Origin of the sequence: Martinezella calliandrae, from assembly GCF_030272695.1 — a bacterium.
In the GTDB taxonomy this organism is placed as follows: Bacteria; Pseudomonadota; Alphaproteobacteria; order Rhizobiales; family Rhizobiaceae; genus Rhizobium; species Rhizobium calliandrae.
The window spans coordinates 78,973-99,005 of record NZ_JARFYN010000005.1; the positions used below are offsets into that span (position 1 = coordinate 78,973).

General features: G+C 59.3%; 22 protein-coding genes. 9 read left to right on the plus strand and 13 right to left on the minus strand.

The features are described 5' to 3' along the window. Window positions 1-58 precede the first annotated feature (58 nt). The 3 genes from PY650_RS05415 to PY650_RS05425 all read left to right on the plus strand — a co-directional run bounded on the left by PY650_RS05415 (window position 59) and on the right by PY650_RS05425 (window position 4,340). Window positions 59-1,507 (plus strand): hypothetical protein, encoded by a 1,449-nt coding sequence (locus tag PY650_RS05415; RefSeq protein WP_285878018.1) that lies wholly within the window; start codon window positions 59-61, stop codon window positions 1,505-1,507. A 117-nt stretch (window positions 1,508-1,624) separates the two neighbouring features. Next, on the plus strand, window positions 1,625-3,079 hold the full coding sequence (locus PY650_RS05420) for a hypothetical protein (protein WP_285878019.1): 1,455 nt from the start codon (window positions 1,625-1,627) through the stop codon (window positions 3,077-3,079). 25 nt (window positions 3,080-3,104) lie between these two features. Then, entirely contained in the window at window positions 3,105-4,340 is a 1,236-nt protein-coding gene (locus tag PY650_RS05425; RefSeq protein WP_285878020.1) for an MFS transporter, read from the plus strand. Window positions 4,341-4,356: 16 nt separating this feature from the next. Here the strand turns inward: PY650_RS05425 and PY650_RS05430 are convergent, their stop codons facing one another. The 6 genes from PY650_RS05430 to lgt form a co-directional block, all read right to left on the minus strand. Next, the gene (locus tag PY650_RS05430; RefSeq protein WP_285878021.1) at window positions 4,357-5,289 is read right to left on the minus strand and encodes a ribose-phosphate pyrophosphokinase; all 933 of its coding nucleotides are present in this window, start codon (window positions 5,287-5,289) and stop codon (window positions 4,357-4,359) included. A 105-nt stretch (window positions 5,290-5,394) separates the two neighbouring features. Further along, window positions 5,395-6,270, minus strand: coding sequence for a hypothetical protein (locus tag PY650_RS05435; RefSeq protein ID WP_285878022.1), 876 nt, complete (start codon window positions 6,268-6,270; stop codon window positions 5,395-5,397). Between the two features lie 55 nt (window positions 6,271-6,325). Further along, window positions 6,326-7,477, minus strand: a complete 1,152-nt coding sequence (locus PY650_RS05440; protein WP_285878023.1) for a M24 family metallopeptidase — start codon at window positions 7,475-7,477, stop codon at window positions 6,326-6,328. A 1-nt stretch (window position 7,478) separates the two neighbouring features. Then, entirely contained in the window at window positions 7,479-8,261 is a 783-nt protein-coding gene (pgeF, locus tag PY650_RS05445) for a peptidoglycan editing factor PgeF (protein WP_285878024.1), read from the minus strand. A 127-nt stretch (window positions 8,262-8,388) separates the two neighbouring features. After that, a complete protein-coding gene (locus tag PY650_RS05450) occupies window positions 8,389-9,486 on the minus strand; it encodes a class I SAM-dependent methyltransferase (protein ID WP_285878025.1) in 1,098 nt (365 codons plus the stop codon). Between the two features lie 78 nt (window positions 9,487-9,564). Continuing rightward, on the minus strand, window positions 9,565-10,452 hold the full coding sequence (gene lgt, locus PY650_RS05455; protein ID WP_285878026.1) for a prolipoprotein diacylglyceryl transferase: 888 nt from the start codon (window positions 10,450-10,452) through the stop codon (window positions 9,565-9,567). Window positions 10,453-10,716: 264 nt separating this feature from the next. On the opposite strand from lgt, the gene PY650_RS05460 reads away from it, so the two are divergent. The 4 genes from PY650_RS05460 (at window position 10,717) to PY650_RS05475 (ending at window position 13,075) form a co-directional block, all read left to right on the plus strand. Then, window positions 10,717-10,977 carry an accessory factor UbiK family protein gene (locus PY650_RS05460; RefSeq protein WP_285878027.1) on the plus strand — a complete coding sequence of 87 codons (261 nt, stop codon included), beginning with the start codon at window positions 10,717-10,719 and terminating at the stop codon, window positions 10,975-10,977. 391 nt (window positions 10,978-11,368) lie between these two features. Beyond that, a complete protein-coding gene (locus PY650_RS05465) occupies window positions 11,369-11,869 on the plus strand; it encodes a type III secretion system chaperone family protein (RefSeq protein ID WP_104823731.1) in 501 nt (166 codons plus the stop codon). Window position 11,870: 1 nt separating this feature from the next. Beyond that, window positions 11,871-12,707 (plus strand): pyrroline-5-carboxylate reductase, encoded by an 837-nt coding sequence (gene proC, locus PY650_RS05470; RefSeq protein ID WP_285878028.1) that lies wholly within the window; start codon window positions 11,871-11,873, stop codon window positions 12,705-12,707. A 26-nt stretch (window positions 12,708-12,733) separates the two neighbouring features. Continuing rightward, window positions 12,734-13,075, plus strand: a complete 342-nt coding sequence (locus tag PY650_RS05475) for a tRNA-binding protein (RefSeq protein WP_285878029.1) — start codon at window positions 12,734-12,736, stop codon at window positions 13,073-13,075. Window positions 13,076-13,109: 34 nt separating this feature from the next. Here the strand turns inward: PY650_RS05475 and PY650_RS05480 are convergent, their stop codons facing one another. The 4 genes from PY650_RS05480 to PY650_RS05495 form a co-directional block, all read right to left on the minus strand. Next, window positions 13,110-13,691, minus strand: coding sequence for a DUF1349 domain-containing protein (locus PY650_RS05480; protein WP_285878030.1), 582 nt, complete (start codon window positions 13,689-13,691; stop codon window positions 13,110-13,112). 20 nt (window positions 13,692-13,711) lie between these two features. Then, window positions 13,712-15,091, minus strand: coding sequence for an ATP-binding protein (locus PY650_RS05485; RefSeq protein WP_285878031.1), 1,380 nt, complete (start codon window positions 15,089-15,091; stop codon window positions 13,712-13,714). Between the two features lie 23 nt (window positions 15,092-15,114). Further along, a complete protein-coding gene (locus PY650_RS05490; protein WP_285878032.1) occupies window positions 15,115-15,816 on the minus strand; it encodes a response regulator in 702 nt (233 codons plus the stop codon). Between the two features lie 90 nt (window positions 15,817-15,906). Next, window positions 15,907-16,383: a MarR family winged helix-turn-helix transcriptional regulator gene (locus tag PY650_RS05495; RefSeq protein ID WP_285878033.1), complete on the minus strand. Its 477-nt coding sequence runs from the start codon at window positions 16,381-16,383 to the stop codon at window positions 15,907-15,909. 258 nt (window positions 16,384-16,641) lie between these two features. Here PY650_RS05495 and PY650_RS05500 point away from each other — a divergent pair, with 258 nt between their 5' ends. Then, a complete protein-coding gene (locus PY650_RS05500; protein ID WP_285878034.1) occupies window positions 16,642-17,532 on the plus strand; it encodes a branched-chain amino acid aminotransferase in 891 nt (296 codons plus the stop codon). Between the two features lie 71 nt (window positions 17,533-17,603). On the opposite strand, the gene PY650_RS05505 is transcribed toward PY650_RS05500, so the two are convergent. Next, window positions 17,604-17,864, minus strand: a complete 261-nt coding sequence (locus tag PY650_RS05505) for a hypothetical protein (protein ID WP_120704759.1) — start codon at window positions 17,862-17,864, stop codon at window positions 17,604-17,606. A 244-nt stretch (window positions 17,865-18,108) separates the two neighbouring features. Further along, window positions 18,109-18,726 carry a DUF1236 domain-containing protein gene (locus tag PY650_RS05510; protein ID WP_285878035.1) on the minus strand — a complete coding sequence of 206 codons (618 nt, stop codon included), beginning with the start codon at window positions 18,724-18,726 and terminating at the stop codon, window positions 18,109-18,111. Window positions 18,727-18,902: 176 nt separating this feature from the next. Here PY650_RS05510 and PY650_RS05515 point away from each other — a divergent pair, with 176 nt between their 5' ends. Further along, entirely contained in the window at window positions 18,903-19,541 is a 639-nt protein-coding gene (locus PY650_RS05515) for an MBL fold metallo-hydrolase (protein WP_285878120.1), read from the plus strand. Between the two features lie 63 nt (window positions 19,542-19,604). Here the strand turns inward: PY650_RS05515 and PY650_RS05520 are convergent, their stop codons facing one another. Beyond that, complete coding sequence (locus tag PY650_RS05520) at window positions 19,605-20,033, minus strand: BA14K family protein (protein ID WP_285878036.1); 429 nt, start codon at window positions 20,031-20,033, stop codon at window positions 19,605-19,607.

Below are 20,033 nucleotides of genomic sequence, written 5' to 3' on the forward strand. Positions count from 1 at the left end.
ACCCTCGGCCACTCCAACAGTCGACTCCAATCGATCAGCGTCAAAGGAGAGATCGGGTATGCGCCCCAAGGCTATTGCCGCCGCCGCAGTTTTTTTCATCGGTCTCGCTGGCGTTTCGCAGGCAGCTGACGTCAACGAGCAGGGCGCTAGGGAACTGCGCAATATCCTGACGCACTCGCTCTCGCACGATCTCGCCCGCAGCGGTTTCGTCGCCGTCAAGCCCGCCGGCGAACAATATGAGATCACCTACGATCTCGCCAAGTTCTTCGACAAGATCAATTCCTCCGCGTTTTCCATTACCGGCCTGAAGCCTCTCACATTGTTGGCACGGCCAGTCGAAGAAGGCAGGTGGCATCTGGCGGGCGACAACAGCCTCGACGTTTCGGTTCATTCGCCGGCATCTGACGCCACCTATTCGGTTGCATCCAGTTCCCTCGACGGCATTTTCGATCCGACGATCGAGATGATGCGGTCGATGGAGATGAAGAACAATGGCATCAAGTTCTCCAGCATCGGCAATGGCAAAAACAGCGGGCGCAAGATCGATGCCACGATCGATAGCGCGTCTGTCACTCATGCGGTGACGGAGAGCACCGAAGCCGGCAAAGTGGACCTGCAATCGCAGGGCACGCTACAGCGTCTCAACGAAAAAGTCGTGGCGGCAGCGCCCGGCGTCCCGTCGGTCAATCTGAGCGCCGATAGTGTCGATGTCAAAGTGACTGCGACGAGCTTGCCGGTCAAAGAACTGCGTGAGCTCGTCCGTTTCTTCGTTCAGCACGTCAAGGCAAAACAGTTATCGGAAAGCGGCAGCGAGAAGTTCGAGGAACTGGTGCATCGCGCCTTGCCCGTGTTTGGTTCGTTCAATGAGTCCGTGACGCTAAACAATGCGCTGGTGGCGACTGAAAACGGCAAGGTCGGCGTCAAGACGCTCGACTACAATTTCAAGATGGATGGTCTGACCAAGGCTTCCAACATCAATTTCGGCCTCAGGGCGGAGCATTTTACGCCGGACGCGAACCTCATTGCGCCGGCCTACGCAGCCTTCCTGCCGGAGACGCTCGATGTGCAACTCGGGATTCCCAACGTCAATTTCGATGGCCTCATAGACACGGTTCTGGAAGCAGTGACGTCGCGCTCCACACCGGTCTCCGGCGAAGCATTGAAACGCATCATGTTTCCGAGCGGCTATGGGACCCTCGAATTCCCGCGGATCAACGCGGCTTCCGGTGTTTATGACGTTGAGGTTTCCGGCGCGGTGAAGGGCTCTACCAGGCACCATCCAAGTTACTCGCTGCAGGCGACGATCCTTGCCCGCGATTTCGACAGGACGATCGCGGCCATCCAGGAGGCCGCAAAGACCGACCAGCGACTGAACAGCGTTTCCTTCAGCCTGATGGCCGCCAAAGGCTTTGCCAAGACCGATCCGGATGGTCGGCTGCGCTGGGATGTCATAATGGATGAAAACCGGACCGTTACGGTGAACGGGCAGGTTATGAAGGGACTTTGATGCCTCGCTGCGGCTTGCAGCCGGCGCAGGTCGCGGCGTCATCATCCAATCGAGAATCGCGTTTAGGGTTTTCCCGTCTTCAAATTGTTTTTCCTAGCATCATTGGGGGAGTGAATTATGCGTTTTAAGGCAGTTGCCGCCGCGGCGGTTTTCGCCACCAGTCTGGCTGGCGCCTCGCAGGCGGCCGACGTCAACGAGCAGGGGGCCAAGGACCTGCTCGGCAATCTGACGCATTTCCTGCCAGACGATATCGTCAAGAGCGGGTTCATTACGGTCAATCCGGCAAGTGGTCACTATGAGGTGACTTATGACCTGCAGAAGCTCTTCGACAAGCTGAACGTCAGCGGTTTCGACATTACCGGGTTAAAGCCGCTCCTGGCTGTGGCGACGCCGCAGGATGACGGTCTGTGGAATATCGAGGGCAATAATGCGATCGACGTAACGGCGCGCTCGAAGCCCGGCAGCAGTCCGGAAACCGAGTTTCGCTATGCGCTGGCATCCTCCAGTTTCACGGGCGTCTTCGACCCTGCGCTTCACTATCTTCGTTCGATGGACGTGAAGGGTAGCGGCATCACGCTCGCCACCAAGACCACCGACAATGGTGTAGAGAAGAACGACATCACGATCGATAGCGTCGGCTATATGCTCTCCTCGTCGGCGAGCGGCGAGCCGGACAGGCTCGACATGCAGATGAACGGGGGCCTGCAATCTCTCCAGGACAAGATTTCCTCCGATACCGAGCCGTTTGGCGAGTTCAAGATTGGAGCCATCGATTTCAAGGCCAACGCGACCAAGCTGCCGCTCAAGGCGCTGAACGAGATTTTGCGGTTCATTTCCGATCACAAGGATAGGAAGACCCTCTCTGACAGCGAAACCGCGGCGCTCAAGGCATTGCTGCAAAACGCAATGCCGCTGGCCGCCTCTTTTGAAGAGTCGATCTCCGCCAAGGATATTTCCGTGACGACACCGCTCGGCGACGGTGGACTGCAGCAGATGGGCTACTCGTTCAAGGTAGTCGGGCCGGCCAATGCGATGAATGCCGATTTCGGTATGAGTGCTGAAAAGCTGACCGTGGCCTCAGGTGTGGTGCCCGAGGATTATGTCGCCTTCATTCCCGACGCCGCCGAAATGCAGATGCAGATACCGAATCTCAATTTTACCGCCCTGATGGATGTTCTGCAGCAGGCCGATTTCAACAATCCTGACGGAACGTCAGCCATGGATGACAAGTTGCAGAAGGCCATGTTCCCGGACGGAACGATGACGATCAATTTTCCGAAAATCAGCGCGATTTCGGGCCTTTACGACATCGAAGCCTCCGGCAGCATGCGTGGCTGGTTGAACGAGAAGGACCGTGCGACCGTGAAGATGACGGTGCTTGCCCGCGATCTCGACAAGACCATCGCTGCCGTTCAGAACGCTGCAAAGAGGGACGCGGACCTCAATCAATTGTCCTTCGGCCTGATGATGGCCAAGGGATTTGCCAAGACCGATCCGGATGGGCGCTCACGTTGGGACGTCAGCGTCGCCGACGACCAGTCCGTGACGATCAACGGACAAGTCATCAAATAAGTCGACCCAATTTCAGAATGCAAACATGTTTGTCCTAAAGCCGCTGGCCCAACGCTCGATTTCGCTTCTATGGGCCGGCCAGGTTTTGGCGGCGACCGGATCTGAGTTCTATATGGTTGCCGTCGTCTGGATTGCGGCGGATTTCATCGGCAGCAACGCGGGTTATGTTTCTGCGTTGCAATCAGGAACACTTCTCTTCGGCAGCCTGTTCGGTGGCATCCTGACAGATCGCTTTCGACACAGCACGACGATGATTTCTGCCGACATTCTGCGCGCGCTTTTACTAATGCTGCTTTCGGTCGCCGGTCTCATGCATTTCATGAGCCTGCCGTTGTTGATGGTGCTTGCCGGATGCATTGCCTTGCTGACGTCCAGCTTCGATCCGTCGTTGCAGGCAACTCTTCCGACCATCGCGATCGATCCCGATATTCGCCACGCGACCAATGGACTGTTCGACGCAACGAGGCGCATGGCTCGCATCCTCGGACCGAGCATGATCGCGCTGGTCAACGGATTTTTGCCGAAATCGCAGTTTTTCACGGTGACGGCGGCGACATTCCTACTTTCTGCCCTGGCCGTCTGGATGGCTGTCGCCAGGTTCCCGTCCGCGCCTCGGCGTCTTGAAGTCTCCGGAATGGCCGCGGTGGTCGATGGTGTGCTGGGTGGATGGCGAATGGCGCGCGGCCATGCCGCCATACTCTATGGGCTGTTCACGAACCTGATGGGGAATGTTGCCTGGGCGATGGGCATTTTGCTCGGGATGATCCTGCACCTGCGCGAAACCAGTGCCGATCCCTTGACGGATTACAGCCTGATGATGACGGCCTACGGCGTCGGCAACCTGACGACCAACCTCATCCTCAGCAACATGAGGCCGCGCAGACCGGTGGTTTGGATCATTGTTGCAAAGCTGGTTTTCGGCGCCGGTGTCTTCCTGCTGCCGCTGGTGCATGATCGCCTATTGCTGATGACCATTGCGTGCCTTGCCGCAATCAACGGCCCCTTCGAGAACCTTGCGATGCTGCATCTGATGCAGACGCGCAGCGAGCCCCATCGTCTGGCGCAGATCTACCGATTGCTGATGTGTGCGATCTTCCTCGGCCTTTTCCTGGCCTATCTCATGTCGCCCAGCCTGTTTGCCTGGTTCGGCATCGGCCCATCGATCATGGGCGCCGGTGCGGCGGTCTTTGCCTCAGGGCTCCTTGGAATAGGGCTGCTAGCCATTAGGCAAAGCCGTCCGGTCGATGCGAAACCTGCGTGAGAAGAGCCTGATAGCGTCAGTCGAACAGGCTCGATACCGATTCTTCCTGGCTGGTACGGTTGATGGCTTCGCCGATCAGACTGGCGGTGCTGATGACGCGGATATTGGGCGCCGATTGCACAGTCGTGGTCGGTTGGATGGAATCGGTGATCACCAGTTCTTTCAGCTGCGAATTTGCCACGCGGGTCACGGCGCCGCCGGAGAGAACGCCATGGGTGATATAGGCGGTGACGCTTGCCGCGCCTCTTGCAAGTAGGGCATCGGCAGCGTTGCAGAGCGTGCCACCGGAATCGACGATATCGTCGATCAGGATGCAATCTTTGCCAGTCACTTCGCCGATGATGTTCATCACCTCGGACTCACCTGGGCGCTCGCGGCGCTTATCCACGATCGCCAGCAGACAGTCGAGGCGTTTGGCCAGCGCTCGGGCGCGCACGACACCGCCGACATCGGGGGAGACGACCATGACGTTGCCGATATCGTAATTCGCCTTGATATCGCGCGTCAGGATCGGCAGTGCGTAGAGATTGTCTGTGGGGATATCAAAGAAGCCTTGGATCTGGCCGGCATGCAGATCGAGCGTCAGAACCCGGTCGGCGCCAGCCTCGGTGATCAGATTGGCCACCAGCTTGGCCGAGATCGGCGTGCGCCCGGAGGCGCGGCGATCCTGGCGGGCATAGCCGAAATAGGGAAGAACGGCCGTGATACGCCGCGCCGAGGAGCGGCGCATCGCGTCGATCATGATCAACAGTTCCATGAGATGGTCGTTGGTCGGGAATGATGTCGGCTGGACGACGAATACGTCCTCGCCACGCACGTTCTCCTGGATTTCAACGAAGATTTCCTGGTCTGCGAAGCGCCTGACGCTGGCCTTGCCCAAGGGTACGTTGAGATAATTGCAGATCGCTTCGGCAAGATGCCGGTTCGAATTGCCTGCGAAAACCTTCATTGTGGCCCGCCTGTTACCAACCTGATAGCCGCGCTTTTAACCGCCTCGCTCTCGAATGCAAGGGGCTAGAGTGCGATAGCTTTCATATTTCTGCAAAGCTTGTGGCTATCCACGGCGAGAGTCGCGCCAGGCGTTGAATTCCGACATGGTTTCGGTGGCAATTTTCTGCATGACGGAGGGCGGGACGGCAGCCCAGGGATCACCGCGCTTCAACGGCGCGCTTTCCGATCCCTGGATCCGGTGCAGGCGGGCACCGCTGTTGTCGAGGACATCCCAGACATAGGTGACGGAAATCTGCGGCCCGTCCTCGAAGGCGGACAGATAACCCTTCAGGATATAGCCGGCGCTGGAATCGCTGGAGCTCTTGATCGTCAGGCCGAGCGCGCGGGCCTCGGCGCCGAGCTGACGTGACAGCGGTGTAACGGCCTCGACCGGTGCGCCGATGATCGGTAGGAAACGGACGCTGCTTTTCTCCGCCGCGGCGGCAGGGGGAAGGGAAGCTTGCTGTTGTTCAGGTTGCTTCCGATCCTCCGCCGCTTCTTGCTGCTGCGGCTGCGGCTGCGGATCGTCGGCGAGGCGGCGGTCAGCCTCGCGCTGTTCGTCAGCGTTTGAGGTTTGCGCGTCCTGCGATCGAATGGAGGCAGTCCTGGAATCGTCGAGTGGGCGGGAGGCATAGGGGTTGCGGCCGCTGCTTTTGAGAGCAGCCGCCTGATCGTCGAGCGAGCCGCCGCCATAGTTCTGCGTCTGGTAACCACCTTGCTGCTGATAGCCTTGTCGCTGGTAGCTGTAGCTGTCCTGCGCGGCTTCATAGTTCTGCTGGCGCTGCGGCGCGGCCGCCATGCGCTCGACATCGCGCTGGGTGACGGGGCTGGAGCCGGCATCGCCGATGCTTTCGGGTGGTGTTAGGGCGTCCGTCGTATTGCAGGCGGCGAGCGCAAAACAGCAGCCAACGGAAATCAACGTTGTCCTGACCAGTCCCATGTGCGCGATCCTTTTCTTCGACGGTCTGCCCGTTCAGGATCGCTATTTTACGCTGCTAACGGTTAAGAAATTCGAGCCGGTGGCGCGACAAAGCTCTCGGCGCCTGAGAGGTCGTCAGATAGGTCTGACCGAGCGTCATCGCGGAGCCGGTGTCGGAATCCATGATGATCATGTGCACGAAAAGTGACATGTTCTCTTCGATCTCCTGCAGGTTGCCCGCATGGAACATCTGATGCTCCATCCAGGAGGGAGAGAAGCGGGCACCGAGCGAATAGCCGCAGGCGTTCAGCCGGTGGCGGGTAAGGCCGCGCTCATCCATGATCTTGGCGTGCGTGTCGAAGACGTCGCCAAAGGTATGGCCAGGCTCCAGCACGGTTTCAATCGCCTGGATGGTTTCCAGGCAGGCGTTATAGAGTTCGCGGTGGCGGTGCGTGGGGTCGCCGATGACGACCGTGCGCATCATGGCGGCATGGTAATGGACATAGGCGCCGGCCCATTCGAGGGTGAGCTGGTCGTTGTCATCCAGCTTGCGGCGGCCGGCCTTGTAGCGGCAGAGCAGCGCTTCGGGCCCGGAGCCGATGATGAATTCATTGGCAGGATAATCGCCGCCGCCGGAAAAGATCGCGCTTTGCATGGCGGCAAGAATATCGGCTTCGTCGGCGCCAGGTTTGATCAGAGCAAGCGCCGTGTCCAGTGCATCATCGGCGAGAACAGCGGCGCGCTCGACATAGGCGATTTCGGCGAGGCTTTTAACGAGGCGCAGGCGGCTGACAAGGTAGGACGCGTCGACAATCTGGCCGAAGCTAGCGAGCTGGTTGTCGAGCAAGCGGGCGACACGACCGGTCATGCCGTGGGTATCGTATTCGACGCCGATGCGGGCGCCGAGCAGATCGAGCTCCACCAGCAATTCCTTGAGATCGAGCGTTGGATCGGCATTGACGCGGTCGACCCAGACGCGAATGTCTGAGATGACCGATGTCAGCTGCGCCTGGCGAAGATCAGCTGATCGGGTGAGCAGCACCATCGTGCCGTCAGACTTGACCACCAGCGTCTGGAAGAAGCAATAGCCGAACGTATCGTAGCCGGTCAGCCAGAACATGCTCTCCTGCGCGAAGAGCAGTATGGCGTCGAGTTTTTCCTCCTGCATTTTCGCGAGAAGGCGGGCCATACGGTTGTTGAATTCGCTGCGTTCGAAATGCAGAGCCATTTTAGAACGTCTCCTCGATGGCAATGGCGGAAATCTGCCGGCCGTAATCCAGCTCCTTGGCGTGCGTGGCGCGGCGATAGGAGAAGAAGCGGTCGGGATCGGGATAGGTGCACAGATCAAGGTTTTGGGCGGTTACGCCGGCTTTGCGCAAGCGGTCGATGGTCAGGCCAGGCAGGTCGAACATTGCATGGCCCACCCGCTTGGACGCGATGAAGTACTTGGCGTAGTCCGGGTCGTAGGCGACGAAGCGGTCGACGAATTCCGGACCGACCTCATAGCTTGCCTGGCTGATCGAGGGACCGAGGCAGGCGATGATCTCTGCCCGCTCGGCACCGAGCGCGATCATGGCGTCGATGGTGTTTTCCAGGACGCCTGTCAGCGCCCCCTTCCAGCCGGCATGGGCGGCACCGATCACCCGGTTTTCGGGATCGGCGAAAAGGATCGGGCCGCAATCGGCGGCGAGCACGCCAAGCGCAATCCCTGGCGTCGCCGTCACCATGGCGTCAGCTTGCGGGCGGGTGCCGTCATAGTTCCAATCGACGGCTATCACGTCGGGCGAATGAACCTGATTGACGGTCGCAAGCCGTTCCACCGGCAGGCCGAACCAACCGGCGACACGGCGGCGGTTTTCCTGGACGTGTTCGCGATTGTCGTTCGAACCGAGGCCGACGTTCAGTCCGCGATAAAGGCCCTCTGAAACGCCGCCGTCACGGGTGAAGTAGCCGTGGCGGATGCCAGCGCTCTTGGCGGCGCTCAGCAGCGTGCTTTCGATCGGAGTCGGCAATGCTGCGTCCCTTGATGTGTTCTTTCGTGATGGAAATAACGCTTCTTTCGCGAAGCGGTTCGATTTTGGGCATGATGTTGGCCCAGCCATGCGCGCTCTGTCAATCCGCGGAGATCAACACTGTTGTTCAGCGTACCTGCCGAAAGGGCAATAGATCGATCGCTGGTCTGGAGACCGCCAGCACCTTGAAGAGCTCGCCCATCTTGCCTTCGCCGGCGCCTGCGAGCCGTTCGGTGGCGGCGCGAATGCCATCTTGTATGGCGGGGTCGCGGTCGCGGCCAAGCGCCGCAGCCCGCTCCAGCAGTCCGAGCCCGACGAGGAAATCGCCCTGATGGCAGCAACCGTTGATATGCAGGCCGGAAGCCAGAGCGGTTTCGGCCAGGTGTTGGAAATCGACGTGGCTGGTGAGATCGGCTTCGCCGGGATGATTAAGCGGCGGATCGTATTCATGCATGCGTACGGCCTGCATTGTATCGCCGAAGCCCGTCGCCATATGACCGTAATCGATGACGAGCGCCGTGCCGCCATGAGCGGCAAGCCGGTCGCAGATCGTCGTCATCACCGCCTGACGGGCAGGGGCGATCTCGAAGATCGTGCCGATCGGCGGAAGCGGCCCGTCCGGAAGAAGTGCGGGGTCGAGGCTCGCAACGCCGGCCGTGTAGGTCAATTCGTCATTGGCGTCGAGCCCGACCGTGCGCTCGCGAAAACCGTTGACGGTGCGGACGAACTGGCGGATGGGGATGGCGTCGAACAGCTCGTTGGCGGCAAGCAAAGTGAAGCCCACCGGCACGTCACCGAAGTCCGAATGCCACGTGATCTTGTCACCATGGGCCTCGAGCGTCTGGCGCTGGAAGCCCTGCAGCCGCTCGCTGGTTTCGACCAGATGCACGCTCATCGCCCCATAAAGAGGCGGGGCCAGCTTGGCGATGACGCGCAGCATGTCTGACATCATCGTGCCGCGGCCAGGGCCGATTTCGACGAGGCGAACATCGCCCGGCGTGCCGTGGCGCTGCCAGGCATGCACTACGAAGACGCCGATCATCTCGCCGAAGAGCTGGCTGACCTCGGGCGCCGTGACGAAATCACCGGCCCGGCCGAAGGGCTCCCGCGTCTTGTAATAGCCGTACTCTGGGTCTGCGAGGCAAAGCGAGAAATAATCCGTGATGCTGAGGGGTCCGTTGGCGCGGATGATGGTTTTGATTTTTTCTCCGAGCGCGGTCGTCATCGTTTGGTCTCGCTAAAGCATGGTCCCGAAAAATGTGAGGCGGCTCTCGGAAAGATCATGCGACATTAAACCCAGAGTTCAAGCCGTCTGTCTGGCAGCAACGTGGCGGGCACGGATGATGGCCCACAGGCCGACCGCAACCATAGGCAGGGAGAGCACCATGCCCATCGTCAGCCAGTGCGTGCCGAGGAGGTAGCCCAGTTGTTCGTCAGGCTGGCGGAAGAATTCGACGAAAATCCGTGAGAAGGCATAGCCGGCGACGAAGACGCCGCTAACGGTGCCGGGTTTCTTCAGCGCCAAGGCCCAGCGGGTGAGGATGAAGAGGACGAGGAAGAGCACAATGCCCTCGATCCCGGCTTCGTAGAGCTGGCTCGGATGACGCGGATCGAGGCCGGCAGGGCAGACACCCTCGTGAGCGGCGATGACATGCGGGCTGCAGAAAACCATTGCCCAGGGCACGTCGGTGGTCCGACCCCAGAGTTCGCCGTTGATAAAATTGGCGATGCGGCCGAAGAAAAGGCCGATGGGGGCGACAGCGGCAACGATATCAAACAGACTCCACATCGGAATCTTGTTGCGATTAGCAAACAAAATCATGGCGATGGTCGTGCCGATTAATCCACCGTGAAAGGACATGCCGCCATTCCAGACCTGAATGGCGCGGATCGGGTCGGCGAGCACCGGATCGAGATCGTAAAACAGGACATAGCCGATCCGCCCGCCGAGCACGATGCCAAAGGCCACCCATAAAATGAAGTCGTCCAGATGCGCACGCGTCATCGGCGCAGCGTCGTTCAGCCAGAGCTTGCCATTGTCGACCAGCCGTCTTGCATAGAACCAGCCAAGCAGAATGCCCGCGACATAGGCGAGGCCGTACCAATGGATCGACAGCGGACCGAGCGAAAAGGCGATCGGATCGATATCGGGAAACGGCAAAACGGCGGCGAGATTGGCGGATGTCAGCAAGATTGTCGGGTCCGTTAGAGCATGATTTCCAAAACTGTCTGCAGTTTTTGGATAAGAGCATGCTAAATCCAGTGTCGGCGGAACATGGCGTTCGGTATTGAAACGGTCAAGTCGATTATTCGTGTGTCTCTCATCTCGGGCCGGGTTGTCCCGCTCTATCTCAATTTGCTTGCAACCGACCCTCGGAAATCTTACCTCAGATCTATCTGGCCCTATATGATGATGCCGTCCATTTTCGGGGCCGACGGCCGCAAGGAGACTACTATGAGCACTGGACCGAACCGTATCTTGGACGAATTCGCCAAGTTGATGACCGATGCCGCCGGTGCTGCCCAAGGCGTGCGCCGAGAGATCGAGACAGCATTCAATGCCCAGGCCGAGCGTTGGCTGAACAGCCTCGATATCGTCAAGCGTGAGGAGTTCGAGGCCGTACGCGAAATGGCGGTCAAGGCTCGGGATGAAAACGACGCGCTGCGCGCCAGGGTCGAAGCGTTGGAAGCCCGTCTTTCCTCCGAAGGCAAATAATCGCGATTCATTTTGCGAGAAATCGGCGCGGCACGTGTCTGCCGCGCATTTTTCCTCTAAAATTTTCGGTCGTTTTTCCACCTGTGGACATAGGCAAAAAAGCCAATCGCCAGAGTCAGTTATGACTCCCTTCTGAATAGACATTGGAAGAGCTGTCCACAGCGCCCTTCGCCAAAATCACCAATCAGGGGCTGGCATGCCGGGCATGCCGTTATACACTGATTTTAAATGATGATTCGAAACGGAATTGGTAAGCTCCGGGCAGGGTGGATGCGTTAGTCTGGCAGCCGTTCAACATCATCCCGAGGAGTTTCCGGAGTAAAACTGTTTGCGTTCTTTCAGGTGTTTGGACACGGGGAAGCTGCATTCGTTCCGGTCAAGAAGGTGCTGCATGAGCCTTATGGAAATGGAAGTCGAACGACAATCGAACCCGGTCGATATGATCGAGTTCGTGGCCGCCAACAATGACTGGTCGTTCGAGCGGTCCGGCGAGGATGAAATCGCCATGACCGTCGAGGGGCGATGGACCGACTATCACGTCTCTTTCTCCTGGATGGAGGAGTTCGAGGCGCTGCATATAGCCTGCGCATTTGACATCAAAGTTCCCGATCCGCGTGTCAATGAAGTCATCAAGCTCCTATCCTGCATCAACGGGCAGGTGCTGATGGGGCACTTCGATCTGTGGCGGCAGGAGGATATCGTGATCTTCCGTCAGTCGCTGCTGCTCTCCGGCGGCGCCGAGCCGACGAACCGGCAGGTGGAAGTGCTATTATCCAACGCTCTTGACACCTGCGAGGCTTACTATCAGGCTTTCCAATTTGTAGTGTGGTCTGGCCTTGACGCAAACCGCGCCATGGAAGCCGTGCTCTTCGAAACCGTGGGCGAAGCCTGATATGGGAACAGAAGCATCAAGCGCTTTCCAACCGTCCGACCCCATCATCCTGATCGGGGCTGGCAATATGGGCGGCGCTCTTTTGACGGGTTGGCTGAAAAGCGGTGTGCCTGGTTCTTCGGTGATCGTCGTCGATCCCAATCCGTCCGATGCGATGCTGAAGCTGATCACCGATGCCGGCGCGGTTCATGTCGCCGGCGTTCCCGCAGGTGTTGTCGCCGGCGTTCTCTTCATTGCCGTCAAGCCGCAGGTGATGGATGCGGTATTGCCGCCCTTCAAGGCGACGATCGGGCCGAATACGGTGGTGGTGTCGATTGCTGCCGGCAAGACGCTGGCCTTCCTTGAAAAACATCTGGGTGAAATGGCGATGGTGCGCGCCATGCCGAACACGCCAGCCATGGTCGGTCGTGGCGTCACCGGTGCGTTTGCCAATGCCCAAACCGGCGAACGCCAGCGGCAGCTGGTGCAAAATCTCTTGAAGGTGTCCGGTCCGGTCGAATGGGTGCCGGGCGAAGCGGATATCGATTCCGTGACGGCCGTCTCCGGCAGCGGACCGGCCTATGTCTTTTATCTCGTCGAGTGCATGGCGGAGGCGGGCCGGAAGCTCGGCCTGCAGGCGGACCTCGCCATGCGACTCGCGCGGGAAACTGTCGCGGGGGCTGGTGAGATGTTGCATCAGTCCCCCGACGACGCATCGCGCCTTCGTCAGAACGTGACGTCTCCCGGCGGCACCACCGCCGCCGCTCTTGCGGTTCTGATGGCCAAAGACGGCATGCAGCCTCTTTTCGACGAGGCGCTTGCGGCGGCGCGCAAGCGTGCGCAAGAACTGGCGGGCTAGGTTTCCAGCATTAAAAGGGCGTGGGTATGGCGGATGAGATCACCTATGGCGATTTCGAGCGGGTGGATATCCGCGTCGGCACGATCATCGAGGCAGAGCCCTTTCCGGAAGCGCGCAAGCCGGCCTTCAAGCTGAAGATCGATTTCGGACCCGAGATCGGCATCAAGCGGTCTTCGGCGCAGATTACCGTGCATTACACGCCGCAATCCCTGATCGGCCGTCAGGTCCTCGGTGTCGTCAACTTTCCGCCGCGCCAGATCGGTCCCGTCCGTTCCGAAGTGCTGACCCTCGGTTTCGAGGATGAAGCCGGCGCGATCGTGCTCGCAGCCGTGACGCAGCCGGTGCCGAACGGCAAGAAGATGATGTGAGCCTTACCTTCTCATCGTTGGAGAAGGTCGTAGCTCAATGAATATCCCGAAATACCGGCTCCGATATACTAAAATCCAGAAATTCCGCCTCGAAACCGTCGCGCTCAGGTGAGCAGAAGGCGGGACCGACGGAGACCTCTTCGAGAGCCGGATCGAACCAGGCGAGCCGGGCCATGCGCCACTCGGTCATCTTGTCGGTGCGGTACTGGATGAAAAGCGCGTCGCCGTTGCGCGTCACCCGTGCCGATAGGGCCTCGAACTCATGATCGAGCCGGAAGGCGGACCAGTCGGAATTGCGGTTGGTCACCACGACGCTGAAATGCCTAGCGCCGTCGGTATATTCGATTCCACATTTCATCCAGTGCGTGGCGTCATGACGGACCATCAGGCCGGCCTGGTCATAGAGTTCGCGATAGCGCCCGATGAAGGTGATTTCGGCGGTGAAGTCGCCGCGCCACTGCCGGCCAAGGAAATGGCCGTTGTCGCGGTGGAAGTCGTAATAGGTTCCCTGCCAGAAATCGGTCTTGTTGCCGGAGCGGACGATGAGCCGGCCGTTGTTCATTTCCCAAGCCGGTGGCAGATTAAGCCAATGCATGTCGTTGATGTCGATCGGCATACAATGTCCTCTCCTAAGTCTTAGGCGGGAATGCGGATGGTGGCGCGCAGGCCGCCGAGCGGGCTGTCGCCGAGCGTGACGTTGCCGCCGTGGCTGCGTGCAATGTCGCGGGCAATGGCAAGGCCGAGGCCGGTGCCGGAATTATCGAGATTGCGCGCCTCGTCCAGCCGGAAGAAGGGCTTGAACACGTCTTCGCGCGCGTTGACCGGAATGCCGGGGCCGTCATCGTCGAAAATGATCGTCAGCCATTTGGTGCCGTGCTTGGCCTCGATGCGCAGCGTTCGTGCGTAACGGCGCGCGTTGGAGGCAAGGTTCGTCACCAGCCGCGTAAAGGCGTTCGGACGCACGGAGATATCGTTGTCGCCCTCGATGGAGAAAGTCATGGATTTGCCGTGCAGCGAGAAGTCCTGTTCGACCTTGTCGAGGATATCGCTCAGTCGAAGCGTGCCGACATCCTCTTCCGCCTCGCCGCGGGCGAAGGCCATATAGCCTTCCAACATGCTCCGCATGTCCTCGACATCTTCGTTGAGGCCAACGAGATCGGGATTATCGCCGATGAGGGCGAGCTGCAGCTTGAAGCGCGTGAGCACGGTGCGCAGGTCGTGGCTGACGCCGGAGAGCATCGCAGTGCGCTGCTCGATCTGCCGCTCGATGCGCTCTCGCATCAGGATGAAGGCGAGGCCAGCGCGACGGACTTCGTCGGCGCCGCGTGGCGAATAATCATCCCGCCGCTGGCCCTTGCCGAAACTTTCCGCAGCCTGCGCCAGCGCGAGAATCGGCCGGATCTGGCCGCGCAGGAACAGCACGGCAATGCCGATCAATGCCAGTGATGTGCCGACCATCCAGAGAATGAAGATATGCGTATTCGAGGCGTAGGTCTGGCTGCGCTTGGCAAAGACGCGCAGCACCTTGTCCGGCAGCTTGACGCGAATTTCGACAAGGCTGGAATTGCCGACTGTGTCGATCCAGAAGGGCAGGTTGATCTGTCCGCGGATCTCGTCGCTCAAGATGCCGTCGAGAATCGAGAAGAACGGTTTTTCACGCGGCTGCGGCAATTCCCCCCCCGGCTCGATGGAGATGGTGAGATCGAGCTTTTGCCGGGCCATCTCCGTGACTGCGGAAAAGTCGGCGTCCTGCGGATAGGTTTGGATGATGTCGATGATGGCGGCGATATCGCGGGTGGTGGCCATCGATAGCCGCTGTGTCACCATTTGCCAATGGCGCTCCATGAAGACGATGGTGACGACTGCCTGAAGGATGATCATCGGCAGGATGAAAATCAAAAGCGTGCGCGCATAGAGGCCGGTCGGCAGCCGCCGGCGCAACCAGCGCCCAAACCAGCGCAGGCCGTTGGAGGGCGTGTGCTCCTGATCGCGCCTGATCGAGTCGAATGTCACCATCGCCGCTGATCCCAGGGAACTGATTAATCTATACTCAGACGGTAGCCGATGCCGCGCACCGTCTGCAACCAGACGGGGTTGGCCGGATCGTCCTCGATCTTGCGGCGCAAGCGGTTGATCTGCACGTCGATGGTGCGCTCGCCAACCTCGGCATCGCTGCCGATCAGTTCGTGGCGAGGAATGGTATCGCCGGCGCGCTTGGCAAAGAGCAGCATGATTTCCTGTTCCCGATCGGTCAGGCGGATGAGCTCGGAGGCCTTCTTCAGCTCCTTGCGGGTGAGCGAAAAAGTGTAGGGCCCGAACATCACCTGTTCGATCTTCGGCGCATCGGCCGGCGCATTGCGCCGGAGGATATTGTTGATGCGCAGCACGAGTTCGCGCGGGTCGAAAGGCTTCGGCAGATAATCGTCGGCACCGGCTTCCAGTCCGGCGATACGCGCTTCCGATTCGGCAAGAGCGGTCAGCATGATGATCGGAATGTTCTTGATGGCTCGCAGGCTCGCCGTCAGAGAAATTCCGGATTCACCGGGCATCATCACGTCCATGATGATCAGGTCGAAATCGAGCCCTTCGAGCTTGCGGCGGGCCTCGGCGCCGTCGGCGGCCGCCGTTACCCGGTATCCCTTTTCCATGAGATAACGATTGAGTAGGGCGCGGATACGCGTGTCGTCATCCACCACCAGGAGGTGCGCTGCATCGTCCGAAATTGCTGTCTTTGTCGTCATTCAATCCGTCTCGATCGTTGTTATATCTGTTTGATTGAGATGATCTTATCCAAGATCCCGCTTAGCGGCTCTTCGGCTCGAGATCGTACCTCAGTCCTGCATTCCCCTCAGGAACCGTTTGACGCTTTCGCGTGTCGCATCGGACGCACCTGCGAATGCCCGCTCAATGCGGCGCGATTGCGGCTCGGCCAGCGCCAATGCCAGATCGCGGCCCGCCTGGGTCGGGTAGAGTTTGCGCTGCCGGCGATCCTCAGGCCCAGCCACCTGACGAATATAGCCTGAATCGATCAATTGTTTGAGAACCCGCGCCAAACTCTGTTTGGTGATCTTCAACGTTTCCAACAGGTCCGCAACCGTCATGCCGGGTTCGCGGTTAACGAAATGAACAACCCGATGATGCGCGCGCCCAAATCCACTCTTGACCAGGATTTGATCCGGATCGGACACGAAATCGCGATAGGCAAAGAAAAGCAGCTCGATGATCTCGAAATCGATGATCCCCGCATTCTCCATCGGCGTCGCCAGCAGCTCCGGTTTCGCCGCTTTTTGGCTCGTCTGTCGTGGCACCTTGGCATTTCCTTTCCTATTTTGGGGCAATCGGGAAACCTTCGCAAAAATATGTCAGCTTTATTGACGTATTTTTACGCCGCTGCTAGTTTCCGCCGATCTTGCGCCGCCCGGACGGATATGGCCATATTTGGAAACTAAGCCCGGCTTCGCAAAAATTCCAACCCGTCTCATATTTTCCCCATCTGCATCGTGGATAATGCGTAATGGGGACAACAATCAACTGTCATGGCGTCCGGGCGCCGGAGGAGAATTAAGATGGCAACGGTTCCTTTTGATCAACTGGATGGGGAGATCTGGTTCAATGGCGCATTCGTGCCCTGGAAGGATGCTAAGATTCATGTGCTGACCCATGGCCTGCATTATGCGAGCGCGGTCTTCGAGGGCGAGCGCGCCTATGGCGGCCGCGTCTTCAAGCTGACGGAGCACAATCAGCGTCTTCACAAGTCTGCCGACATTCTCGGCTTCAAAATTCCCTATAGCGTTGCCGAACTCGACGCGGCGACGATCGAGCTCCTGAAGCGCCAGGGCTTTTCTGAAGCCTATGTGCGGCCGATCGCTTGGCGTGGCAGCGAGATGATGGGCGTGTCCGCCCAGAATAACCGCATCAACGTGGCAATCGCGATCTGGCAGTGGGGCAGCTACTTCAATCCTGCCGAAAAGCTGAAGGGCATTCGTCTCGATATTGCCGAATATCGCCGCCCCGATCCCAAGACCGCACCTTGCGCCTCGAAGGCGGCCGGCCTCTACATGATCTGCACCATTTCCAAACACGCCGCTGAAGCCAAGGGCTATGCCGACGCGATGATGCTCGACTATCGTGGCCAGGTGGCGGAGGCGACTGGCGCCAATATCTTCTTCGTCAAGGACGGCGTTATCCATACACCAACACCGGATTGCTTCCTGAACGGCATCACGCGCCAGACTGTGATCGATCTTGCCAAGCGCCGCGGGTTGCAGGTGGTCGAACGCGCGATCATGCCGGAAGAACTGTCCGATTTCAGCGAGTGCTTCCTGACCGGCTCGGCTGCGGAAGTGACCCCGGTATCGGAAATCGGTCCTTACCGGTTCACGCCGGCATCGATCAGCGAATCGCTGATGAACGACTACATCAAGGAAGTCTATCCGACTGCCGCGGCCGCCGAATAAGGCTTTGGAACAATTAACGAGAGCCGGGGGCCATTTGGTCGTCCGGCTTTTGTTTTCTGAAATATCCCGGTCTATTTGCGGCCGAGAACTGCGCCGACGATTGCTGAGAGCACGCCGCCGGCGATCAACGAGGAAATACCCTGCGCAATAAGGCCGGTCAGCGCTTCGCTGCCGATCAGGTTGAGAATAAGGCCGCCACCAAGGCCGCCGACGGCGCCAGCAATCGTTCTGGCGACGAGATTGATCCCTTCCTGCTTGAGGGCGGCGCTGGCCGCGTTACCGCCGATTGCGCCGGCGATCAGTTGCGTGATGATTGGCCCCAAACTTTCCATGATTACCCTTCTCCCATTGTTCCGGAAGAAATTTCCGGAAGCACTGACTCCGCAACCCGGACCGAGCCCCGGGAGCGGCAGTAATCCTCATCGATATTAGAATTACATGATGCAGCGGCCGGTGGAAATAGAATGGCAACTAAAACGGGAGATTCCTACGATAATCCCGGGGAAAACCCGCGCAAAAAAGTGGCGGCCGTTTGGCCGCCGATCAATTTGACGAATTGATGCTGGTGAAAATGGCTCAGCGGTAGACGTAGACGATGCGTCGGGTATTCGGATCGACCAGCACCGGCTTTCGGTTCACCTCTACGTAGCTGTATTGATAGTCCGGGATCCGATGGACCACAACGCTTTCGGGCAGGGTGGCGCCGACCGCGACCTCGCCGCGCAGCCGCACGGTCTTGACCGGGTTTTTGGTGATGTAGGTATGGACTTCATCCGGCGGAGTGACGACCTCGACCTTTTCGACCGGACCGATCAGTTCATCGTCCGGAGAGGGGGAGACGCTGCCCGTCGTCGTGGAATCGGTCTCGCTATAGACGACGGTCGGTACGCCGAGCTCGGAGTAGTGCTCCTCGACGACGACTGGATTTCCGTTCTCTTCGACGCTCAATGTCTGGGCATCCACCCAGCCACGCATGCCGTTGACATCGATGCGGCACCAGTTGCTGCCTTGGATACAGCCGTCAAGGCTGGCTTCCGAGCCGCGGGTTGCCGTACCGACCGTCGGATATTGCGGACCCGGACCGGTGCGGACGTCAAGATCGGTCACGGTTGTCGCCGACATCTGGGCTTGCGCAAGCCCGGCGCTGCCCAGGAGCAGGAGGCCCGTCAGCAGCAGCTTTCTTTTCGAGGGCATTGCCTTTCTCCTATGATCTGCGGAAACTACCCTGTGCAAACGTCCGGAAGGGCCGAGGGTTCCGCCATGCGGTCCCGCAGCTTCAGCGTTTTCCGGGGAGAAGGGGCTGTTTTGCCTGGTGTTTGGAGCTATATCGGCTGGATATGCATTCAACAGACGAGGCGCTTCCCATGGGCATGCTCCAGGCCGGCATCATTCCGGTGACACCCTTCGAACAGAATTGCACCATCCTGTTCGATCCGGACACGAAAGAGGGAGTCGTGGTCGATCCCGGCGGCGATGTCGACGTCATCCTGCAGACGGTGCGCGAAAACGGCATAAAGTTGAAGGCCATCTGGCTGACGCATGGCCATATCGACCATGCCGGCGGCGCCGACGAGCTTCGCGAAACTTTGGCCATTGAGGTCATCGGTCCGCATGAAGACGACCGATCGTTGCTGCAGGATATCGAAGCCAAGAGCAAGATGTTCAATATCGAGGGCGTGCGCAACGTGGCGCCGGATCGCTTCCTGAAGGACGGTGACAAGGTTTCCTTCGGCGAGCATGAGTTCGAAGTCTTCCATTGCCCAGGTCATGCGCCCGGCCATGTCATCTATTTCAACAGAACACAGAAATTTGCCCATGTCGGCGACGTGCTGTTTCACGGTTCGATCGGCCGCACCGACCTGCCGGGCGGCAATCACCAACAGCTTTTGGAGTCCATTCGCGACAAGGTATTTCCGCTCGGCGATGATGTGGGCTTCATCTGCGGTCATGGCCCCGGCGGCCAGATCGGCGAGGAGCGTCGTACCAATCCTTTCCTGCGCGGACTTTGATCCCAAAGGAAAAGCGCCGCGGAATGGCGGCGCTTTGCTTAAGGAAATCAACCGGATCGGCGATTAGTTCGCCGTGCAGAAGTGGCGCATGCCGTCATAGCCGAGATAGGTACCGCTGCGGCCGTCGAAGCTGCTGTAACGGTCGTAGCAATAGCGCATCCACTGGGACGACCAGGGGCGCAGGCCGACCGGCTGCGGGTCGTAATAGCCGACATCACGCTCGACATAGACGCGGCGCGGCGGTGCGCGATAGTAATAGGGCGGGGCGGGCGCGTAGTCGGGGTCGACGTAGCCCGGACCGGGTTCGACATAACGCGGCTGGCTGGCGATCGCAGAGCCGACGATAAGGCCGGTGGCAAGGCCTGCCGCGCCAAGCGCCCAACCCTCTCCATTGTGATGATGCCATTCATCGGCCGAAGCGGCGCAAACGGATGTCAGCGCCAGTGCGCCGGCCATGGCGGACATAAGGAGGGATTTGCCGAGCATGTTCAT

What these genes read in the sequence shown, in the direction of transcription:
- PY650_RS05415 (WP_285878018.1), top strand. Translation starts at nt 59, where the DNA reads ATGCGCCCCAAGGCTATTGCCGCCGCCGCAGTTTTTTTCATCGGTCTC.
- PY650_RS05420 (WP_285878019.1), top strand. Translation starts at nt 1,625, where the DNA reads ATGCGTTTTAAGGCAGTTGCCGCCGCGGCGGTTTTCGCCACCAGTCTG.
- PY650_RS05425 (WP_285878020.1), top strand. Translation starts at nt 3,105, where the DNA reads ATGTTTGTCCTAAAGCCGCTGGCCCAACGCTCGATTTCGCTTCTATGG.
- PY650_RS05430 (WP_285878021.1), bottom strand. Translation starts at nt 5,289, where the DNA reads ATGAAGGTTTTCGCAGGCAATTCGAACCGGCATCTTGCCGAAGCGATC.
- PY650_RS05435 (WP_285878022.1), bottom strand. Translation starts at nt 6,270, where the DNA reads ATGGGACTGGTCAGGACAACGTTGATTTCCGTTGGCTGCTGTTTTGCG.
- PY650_RS05440 (WP_285878023.1), bottom strand. Translation starts at nt 7,477, where the DNA reads ATGGCTCTGCATTTCGAACGCAGCGAATTCAACAACCGTATGGCCCGC.
- PY650_RS05450 (WP_285878025.1), bottom strand. Translation starts at nt 9,486, where the DNA reads ATGACGACCGCGCTCGGAGAAAAAATCAAAACCATCATCCGCGCCAAC.
- PY650_RS05460 (WP_285878027.1), top strand. Translation starts at nt 10,717, where the DNA reads ATGAGCACTGGACCGAACCGTATCTTGGACGAATTCGCCAAGTTGATG.
- PY650_RS05465 (WP_104823731.1), top strand. Translation starts at nt 11,369, where the DNA reads ATGAGCCTTATGGAAATGGAAGTCGAACGACAATCGAACCCGGTCGAT.
- proC (WP_285878028.1), top strand. Translation starts at nt 11,871, where the DNA reads ATGGGAACAGAAGCATCAAGCGCTTTCCAACCGTCCGACCCCATCATC.
- PY650_RS05475 (WP_285878029.1), top strand. Translation starts at nt 12,734, where the DNA reads ATGGCGGATGAGATCACCTATGGCGATTTCGAGCGGGTGGATATCCGC.
- PY650_RS05480 (WP_285878030.1), bottom strand. Translation starts at nt 13,691, where the DNA reads ATGCCGATCGACATCAACGACATGCATTGGCTTAATCTGCCACCGGCT.
- PY650_RS05485 (WP_285878031.1), bottom strand. Translation starts at nt 15,091, where the DNA reads ATGGTGACATTCGACTCGATCAGGCGCGATCAGGAGCACACGCCCTCC.
- PY650_RS05490 (WP_285878032.1), bottom strand. Translation starts at nt 15,816, where the DNA reads ATGACGACAAAGACAGCAATTTCGGACGATGCAGCGCACCTCCTGGTG.
- PY650_RS05500 (WP_285878034.1), top strand. Translation starts at nt 16,642, where the DNA reads ATGGCAACGGTTCCTTTTGATCAACTGGATGGGGAGATCTGGTTCAAT.
- PY650_RS05505 (WP_120704759.1), bottom strand. Translation starts at nt 17,864, where the DNA reads ATGGAAAGTTTGGGGCCAATCATCACGCAACTGATCGCCGGCGCAATC.
- PY650_RS05510 (WP_285878035.1), bottom strand. Translation starts at nt 18,726, where the DNA reads ATGCCCTCGAAAAGAAAGCTGCTGCTGACGGGCCTCCTGCTCCTGGGC.
- PY650_RS05515 (WP_285878120.1), top strand. Translation starts at nt 18,903, where the DNA reads ATGCTCCAGGCCGGCATCATTCCGGTGACACCCTTCGAACAGAATTGC.
- PY650_RS05520 (WP_285878036.1), bottom strand. Translation starts at nt 20,033, where the DNA reads ATGAACATGCTCGGCAAATCCCTCCTTATGTCCGCCATGGCCGGCGCA.